Annotated in this window: 7 protein-coding genes; 6 read left to right on the top strand and 1 reads right to left on the bottom strand. The window is 65.9% G+C overall.

Annotated features, from left to right (window positions below):
* Window positions 1-370 precede the first annotated feature (370 nt).
* From ACWCXB_RS24270 to ACWCXB_RS24295, 6 genes are all read left to right on the top strand, one after another.
* Entirely contained in the window at window positions 371-754 is a 384-nt protein-coding gene (locus ACWCXB_RS24270; protein ID WP_450725581.1) for a hypothetical protein, read from the top strand.
* A 76-nt stretch (window positions 755-830) separates the two neighbouring features.
* A complete protein-coding gene (locus tag ACWCXB_RS24275) occupies window positions 831-1,163 on the top strand; it encodes a WXG100 family type VII secretion target (protein ID WP_450725582.1) in 333 nt (110 codons plus the stop codon).
* 60 nt (window positions 1,164-1,223) lie between these two features.
* A complete protein-coding gene (locus ACWCXB_RS24280; protein ID WP_450725583.1) occupies window positions 1,224-1,745 on the top strand; it encodes a type VII secretion system-associated protein in 522 nt (173 codons plus the stop codon).
* 203 nt (window positions 1,746-1,948) lie between these two features.
* The gene (locus ACWCXB_RS24285) at window positions 1,949-5,011 is read left to right on the top strand and encodes an AAWKG family protein (RefSeq protein WP_450725584.1); all 3,063 of its coding nucleotides are present in this window, start codon (window positions 1,949-1,951) and stop codon (window positions 5,009-5,011) included.
* Window position 5,012: 1 nt separating this feature from the next.
* The gene (locus tag ACWCXB_RS24290; RefSeq protein WP_450725585.1) at window positions 5,013-5,570 is read left to right on the top strand and encodes a YbaB/EbfC family nucleoid-associated protein; all 558 of its coding nucleotides are present in this window, start codon (window positions 5,013-5,015) and stop codon (window positions 5,568-5,570) included.
* Between the two features lie 4 nt (window positions 5,571-5,574).
* Entirely contained in the window at window positions 5,575-5,958 is a 384-nt protein-coding gene (locus tag ACWCXB_RS24295) for a hypothetical protein (protein ID WP_450725586.1), read from the top strand.
* Between the two features lie 398 nt (window positions 5,959-6,356).
* Here ACWCXB_RS24295 and ACWCXB_RS24300 read toward each other — a convergent pair whose 3' ends face one another.
* Window positions 6,357-6,623 (bottom strand): hypothetical protein, encoded by a 267-nt coding sequence (locus tag ACWCXB_RS24300; RefSeq protein ID WP_450725587.1) that lies wholly within the window; start codon window positions 6,621-6,623, stop codon window positions 6,357-6,359.
* Window positions 6,624-7,506: the final 883 nt, after the last annotated feature.

Below are 7,506 nucleotides of genomic sequence, written 5' to 3' on the forward strand. Positions count from 1 at the left end.
TCCTTCGGTGTAGCGCCGTGTGTCCTGTCGGTGTCCGGGTGGTGTACACGGCACGACCGCTGGTGGTTTGCCGCGGTTCGGATGCGGGGGACGAGGTGTGCGGGGAGGCGACAGCAGCCTACCCGTACCTACGCGCCTGCCGGGAGGGAGAGTTCGGTAAACGTACGGCCTGGTCGGCGTGGGGCGCGGGGACGTCCATGAGCGGCGGGACCGGCCCGGCCGGGAGGCGGCCCACCGCTGGTGTGACAACCACCCCGGCCTCAGGTGCAAGGTTTTTGCAAGGGTTGGGTTGGACGGTGGGGAAACCAAGGTGTCCTCCTGCCGTTTCGGCGGGTGCACGGAGGACCGAGACGGAAGGCGGTTCAAGGAAATGTCGGACTACTCGAATGGTCTCGTCGGCGGGGGCGCCCTCAGCGGAGGGCAGGGGTCGGCGTCGGAGGCGAGCGCTCTCAACGCCGGCTGCATGGCGTTGTCGATGGCGCACACCGGCATCGGCCGCATCAAGGAAGGCGTCAACACCACCCAGATGAACCTGGCCTCCCAGGGCTACGGAGGCGCCGACGGCGGCAAGTACGGCCAGCTGCTGATGAAGTGGCAGGAGCACGCGGATGTGATCATGAAAAACCTGGAGGGGTTCGAGAGCACCCTCCTGGAGACGATGCAGCAGAAGGGGATCACGCAGACCCAGAGCGGCGAAGCGATTTCGATGGCTCACGGCCAGTCGGACCAGGTCTTCGACACCCTCGCGGGCTGACCCGCTCGCCGCCCGCTCCCACACGGAGCCAGGAACACAGAACCGGACATCGATGGAACTGAAACGGAGACTCGCGATGATGCCCGACCCGAACAACCTGACCGACGGATACATCTACGTCGACTACTCGCGCATGAACAACGCCTGCGGTGATCTGATGGAGGCGACCAACTGGATCGAGGAGGTCCTGAGCACCCTGGACCAGGAGCTCGGGGCGCTGAAGGCCACCTGGGACGGTGACGACCGCCAGGCCTATGGGGAGAGGCAGGCTGCCTGGAACGGCGTGGTCGCCAACATGAAGCAGCTCCTGAGCAATCACTCCACACTGCTGGACGACGTGTCCGGCAGGTACCGGCAGGGCCAGAACAACATCACCCAGATGTGGGAGTCCGTCAGGGTCGGCCGCTGAGCCGGCTCGACCGCTGAACCGGCCGGCGCGCCCCGGCCCGGCCGGTGAAAGGAGCACAGCATGGCTGAGGACAAGAGCGACCCGCCTGAGGACACAACCGACCCGAACACCGGCAGCGGCCCCCTCGTCATGGATAAGGCCGGACTTCAGGCCTTCCTGGACAACCGTGTCATACCATTCCTGGAGTCGGTCAAGAACATCAACCTCGACGACCCGGTGAGTGGGCCGACGCTTGCCACGCTGCTCGGCGGCGAGGACGTTCCGGCGGCGGGCTTCGACTCATATGAGACCGGGAAGCCGCTGGCCATGGGTTACATGTCGATGGAAGACAACCTGGGCGGCGCCGGCAGCGAGCTGCAGGCGGCCGTAGTGACGTGTGTGTCCGATGTCAACGGCATCTACAAGGACCATCGGGCCCTGTTCGAGGACATCGTCGAGAACCTGCGCACGACGATCGCCAAGCTGGCCGATGTCCAAGGGGGCAACCTGGAGTCCATGGAAGGGCAGGAGTTGCTCGACATCTTCGAGGACACGGTGGACGACCTCGCTCCGAGCAGCGGCGGCGACAGCGGCGACGACTGAATCCGCCCACCCGGCGCCGCCGGTCGGGACCGAAGGCCTCTCCGGGCTGCCGGGGGAACCGAGAGGTTCCCCCGGTCGGCTTCTCCCGTGCTCCCCCATCCATCTGCTCCTTCTCCGGCCACTGAGAGGTAGGCGCTGTGACTACGCCGGCGACGAATCCTGTTCCCCCGATTCACTCCACCGATGATTTCTGGCATGCGGCGGTGAAGCTCCTCACCGGGTATATGGCGCCTACTAGAGATGAGATCTTCGGCCAGCTGATCGGGAACCGTGGCATCCCGCTGATGAAGATCGAGTTCGACGAATACGAAAGTAATCCGTCCGATATCCTGAGCCAATCCATCGATGACATGCACTGGCGGGTCGCGAACTCGGGCTGGCAGATAGAGGAGACGGATTTCGTCGTTCCCTTCTGGGGCTCGAAGAACGGACTGGGACATGGTGTCGTCGCCGGCGACGAGCTCAGGATGAAGCGGGCGCGGGTAACCCTGCTGGGGACCAGGGGCACCGGTGTTCCCACGGGGCCGCAAGGCGGGGTCTTCCAGGGCAAGGAATTCTCCAGCCACGAAGAGGGGAAGTTCGACGACCTCGCCGAACAGAAGTGGAACAACCTGGCGCTGTCGCAGTACAGCTTCGGTGGCGGCATGGCCCTGCAGCATCTCCTCTTCGAGCCCGATCAGTCGACCATCGGCTTCTCCTGGGCCGACATCCATGTGCCGCGTACGGACGCGGTGAGTCTGAAGTCGTTCGATGACGCAGCCCAGGCGTTCGACCGGGCCGCCAAATTCTTCTATTACTCGCAGCGGGAGTTGGCGGACTGGGAGTTCGACCTTGGGACCGAGCAGGCATCCTGGAAGGGGCAGGCAGCCGGCGTCTTCCGGGATCTGATCCATGGCCTCAACCGCAACTACGAGGCCTATTCCGAAGCGATTCCTTTGAATAGCCTCACCGATTCCAAGCACGGTGCGGAACTGCGTCGCTTCAAGAATGCCCTCCGGGACGCGGCGCTGAACCTCCAAACTGAATGGGCGATCTGGGCGAATTCTCCACAGTCGAATCCTCTGAAATGGGTTCACGACGTACTGCTCGAGGTCACCAATCACCTGTGGTGGTTCAACCTGACCATGATCACGTATGACGCCGATGAAACAGTTGCGGGCACCCGCCGAGATATGGAGGGGGGAGGAACCGAAGATAAGTGGTACGCGGCAGCCGGCTTCAGCAAGCATATATCCGAGGGCGACATCGAGGACTACGGCACGTGGAAGAAGATCGGCGAGGAAGCTCTCCGGCGCTGGCAGGAGCACCTTGAGCAGACGGTCGTGCACGTGGCGCAGCAGTCCATCATCGACGTACAGAATGCCTGGAACGACCACACCTTCGGACCCGTCAAATCACGTCCCATAAATCTCGAACAGGACTTTGCGCAGGACCAGGCGGAGAAGGAGAAGGAGGAAGCCAAGGCCTACCAGGACGAGACGAAGGCCTTTGCCGAGGAGCAGGCGAAGAAGCAGGAGGAGAAGGAGAAGGAGCAGGAAGAGAAGGCGGAGAAGGAGAAGGAGGAGCAGGAGGCCAAGCAGAAGGAGATGGAGGACAAGGCCGACAAGCAGCGCGAGGAGGATCTGGCACGACAGGAGCAGAAGGAGAAGGAGCAGGAGGCCAAGCAGGAGGAGCAGGAGGCCAAGCAGGATCAGATCCGGGCGGAGCAGGAGGCCAAGCAGGAGGAGCAGGAGGCCAAGCAGGATCAGATCCGTCAGGAGCAGGAGGCCAAGCAGGAGGAGCTGCGGGCCGAGCAGAAGGCCGAGCAGGAAGCGGCGAAGGAGGAGCAGGAGCAGATCCGTCAGGAGCAGGAGGCCAAGCAGGATCAGATCCGGGCGGAGCAGGAGGCCAAGCAGGATCAGATCCGGGCGGAGCAGGAGGCCAAGCAGGAGGAGGCTCAGGCCAAGCAGGAGGAGCTGCAGGCCGAGCAGGCGGCGCAGCAGCAGGCACAGTTCCTGCTTCAGCAGCAGCAGCAGAAGGAGCAGGAGGCCAAGCAGGAGGCCAAGGAGAAGGAGGCCGAGGCCAAGGCGGAGGAGCTGCGGGCCGAGCAGAAGGCCGAGCAGGAAGCGGCGAAGGAGGAGCAGGAGCAGATCCGTCAGGAGCAGGAGGCCAAGCAGGACCAGCTGCGCGAGGAGCAGGAGGCCAAGCAGGATCGGTTGCGGGCAGAGGAGCTGGCCCGGCAGGACGAGTTGCGGGCGGAGCAGAAGGCCGAGCAGGCGGGGCAGGAGGCCAAGCAGGACCAGCTGCGCGAGGAGCAGGAGGCCAAGGCAGACGAGCTGCGGGCCGAGCAGAAGGCCGAGCAGGCGGCGGCCGAGCAGCGGTACCAGGAGCAGATCGGTTCGCTCGACCCGACGAGCGATCTGCCGTCGCAGTCCGACTTCTCCGGTTCCGGGGACTGGAGCGACACCACCAGCACCGTCAACCCGGACGGCTCCGTCACCACGAACTTCGCCGACGGCAGCTCGACGACGGTCAACCCGCGGACAGGCGAGTCCACCGTCACACTTCCGGACGGGGCCCGGGAGCTCAGTGAGCTGCGGGCAGGCGAGTCCCTGCACAACCCCGACGGCAGCTGGACCACACGCCGGCCCGACGGAACACTCACCACCGACTTCCCCGACGGGAGTTCCAGCACGGTCAACCCGCTCACGGGCGAGGCGACGACGGTGTTCTCCGACGGAAGCCGGTCGTCCACCCATCTCGATCCGGGCGAGATCTTCTCACCGCACCCTGACAACCCATACGATCGAACTTCCTACCAGGAGCCCTACCCGTACGAGGAAGAGTTGTATGATGACCGCGACTTCACCAGTAGTGATGGGTCGTCGGGGTTGGGTGGTTCGTCAAACCTCAACGGTGGTCGGTCGTCGACGGGTTCCATGGGTGGTGGTATGCCGATGCTTCCCATGGGTACTCACATGAACGGAACGACGTCCGGCGGCCCGGGTTCGGAAGAGCGCATGCGTCAGGTCTTCGACCATCAGCAGCAGGTGATCCAGCGTCGCCGGCCGCGGTCGTCGGCATCGGAGGAGGTGAGCGCGTCCCAGCGGGGCGGCACTTCGACCAGCGGTACGCCGTTCATGCCGCCGCCCATGACGCCGCCCGGAGGGGGACAGCAGCAGGACACCCAGAGCGGGGACCGCGAGCGGGAGTCGTGGGTGACGGAGGACGAGGACGTGTGGGGCGCCGACGAGGACGGCGCGCCGGCGTCGATCGGAAGGGACTGAGATGACGGAGCAGAGGGGACCGGCAGCCCGGTCCGGCAGCCCGGTAGGGCCGTCGAGTGACGCCATCCAGCGGGCTGTTGAGGAGCTGCAGCAGACGGTGTCGGCCCTGGAAGACGCCGAGCAGCGGATGCGGGCGGCCTCGTATACCGGGCGTGCCGGGAACGGTTGTGCCGAGGTGACGGTGGGTGCGCAGGGTGAGCTGACGCAGGTGAAGTTCCTTGGGGACAAATACCGTTCGATGCCGGGTGAGGAGCTGGGCGCGGCGGTGCTGGAGGCCGCCCGGCAGGCCCGCGCCCGGATGGCGCAGGCGATGCTTGACACGTTCCGTCCGCTCACCGAGCAGGGGCAGGGGTTCGCCCGTGCGCGTGGTAAAGCGATGGGGATGAACTGGGACCGTATCTTCGGCCAGTTCGAGGAGGACGTCGAGGTGGCCGACGCCGGCCGTAAGCGGAAGGCGAAGCCGGCGTTGCGTGACGAGATCGTCGAGGACCCGGAGATCCGGGCGGCACAGCCGCGGGCGGCCGTACCCGAGTCGGCCCGGGACGAAGAGAGCAGGTGACGCGATGTCGGAAGACGTGTTTGAGGGTGACTCGGCCCGGCTCGATGGGGTCACCCAGCGGGCCTGGGAGCTCGCTGACGAGGCGAGCGCGCTGGCGGCGGACTGCCGGGCCCGGATGGCGGCCGTGTACGGCTGGTGGGGAACCGAGGGTGCCTCGGATGATTACGCGGACGCGATGGGCCCAAAGGTCAGGAAGAACAATGATGACCTCTTCATGATCCTCGAGAGAATCGGCCAGGCGATGTCGTTGGTCAATGAGGGTCATTTCCGGGCGCGGGGCGTGATGAAGGGCACGCAGGGCGAGAGTCTCGACGAGATCGACAGCGCCCTGGGTGCGAGTGAGGACGTCGTCGAGAACGGTGGGCGTCCGAAGGGCGGGCGTCCGTAACCCATGGGTCTTGGGCATATCGAGGAGTGGCCTCCTGCCGCTGCGTGGACCATGTTCACGTTGGTTGGTGAGCTTCCGCCGACGGGTAACAGCGCGGATGCGGCGCAGGCCGGTGCGGTGTACGGGTATGCCCATGACAAGTTGGTGGCGTTTGAGCAGAAGGTCGCGGCGTTTCTGTCGTTGGTGGACGGGGCGTTGCCGAGGCGGGCGGCGGAGAGTTACAAGGGCGCGATGGCGCCGTTGGCGGGTGGGGATGGGGATGTGTCGGCGACTGGGCAGGCGGCTGCTCAGGCGCGGGAGCTTCAGGTGGGGACGGAGGCTGAGGCCCGGGACATCATGGAGCGCAGCTATGAGCTGATCAATGAGTTTCTGTCGATAGCCGCTGAGTTGGCGATGGCTCATGCGATCGGGTGGGTGGCTCCGTATGTAGCGATGATGGAAGAGACGCTGCTGAAGATCCGCGCGTTGTATGTGGTGTCGGTGATCACTGCGGAGGCGTTGCAGCGCGCGGGGTTCTTTCCGTCGATGTCGGACGCGTTGTCGGAGATGTTCACGACGTTGGTGACGCGTTTGATGATGTTGCGGAACACCGGTGCGATGCGGCCGGACGGGGTGGACTGGGGGAAGGTGGGGGAGGCCGGTGTTGTCGGTCTGATCGTGGGCAATTCGGTGCATTGGGTGGATAAGTTCCTGGGTGACTTGGGGAAGTCGGTTCTGGGGAATGGGTGGGACAAGAAGCCGGGGGCCTTGGGTGGGGGGGTGGTCAATGGGCGGGGTCCGCTGCCGGATTGGCTGAGGACGGGGCTGAAGCAGGGGCAGTCGGTCACGTCGCAGAGTGCGGGCGAGTTCTTCGGTGAGTCGCTGGCGATGGGGGCGTTGTACGGGACGTGGGCGCTGAATCCGATGACGTTGGCGGGTGCGGCGGCGTCGGCTCTGGTGCTGGACACTATGTTGTCGGCGGGGGGGCGTGGTTTTCAGGAGTTGAAGGGTTTCGCGGGGAAGGTGATTCGGGGTCCTGGGTCGTCCGGGGCCTCGTCTTCGTCGTTGCTTTCGGGCTCGGGTTCGGATGGGGGTGCCGGCGTTGCCGGCCTGGGTGGCCAGGGTGCTCTGGCCGCTTTGGCGGGTGCCGCGGGCGCGAGTGCGGGTGCGGGTGTCGGGTTGAATGTGGGGTATCGGCTACCGGGTCTGGCGGGTTCGTCGGTGCCGGGTCCGCAGCTGGTGCCGGGCGCCGGCGCGGGCGCGGCGTCGGGGATGCTGCCGAGGCCGGGCGCGGTGCCGACCACGGATGCGGGCACGGGTGCGTCGTCGGGTGCGGTGTCGGATGGGTCGGGGTCTTCTGTTCCGGGTCTGCTGGAGGGTGCGGCGGGTCTTGCGGGGTCGGCGTTCTTTCCGTCGGCGTCGTCGGCGTCGTCGGTGCTGGGCGGGGACGGCACGGGTGCGGGTGCGGGGGCGCTGTCGGGGGCGTCGAGTGTTGGCACGGGCACGGGCACGGCGGGCGTTGGCACGGGCACGGGCACGGTGGGCGTTGGCACGGGTACGGGCGTTGGT

The sequence above is a fragment of the Streptomyces sp. NPDC001514 genome (genome assembly GCF_053597075.1).

Coding starts and splice junctions, on each gene's coding strand:
- ACWCXB_RS24270 (WP_450725581.1), top strand. CDS start 371: ATGTCGGACTACTCGAATGGTCTCGTCGGCGGGGGCGCCCTCAGCGGA.
- ACWCXB_RS24275 (WP_450725582.1), top strand. CDS start 831: ATGATGCCCGACCCGAACAACCTGACCGACGGATACATCTACGTCGAC.
- ACWCXB_RS24280 (WP_450725583.1), top strand. CDS start 1,224: ATGGCTGAGGACAAGAGCGACCCGCCTGAGGACACAACCGACCCGAAC.
- ACWCXB_RS24290 (WP_450725585.1), top strand. CDS start 5,013: ATGACGGAGCAGAGGGGACCGGCAGCCCGGTCCGGCAGCCCGGTAGGG.
- ACWCXB_RS24295 (WP_450725586.1), top strand. CDS start 5,575: ATGTCGGAAGACGTGTTTGAGGGTGACTCGGCCCGGCTCGATGGGGTC.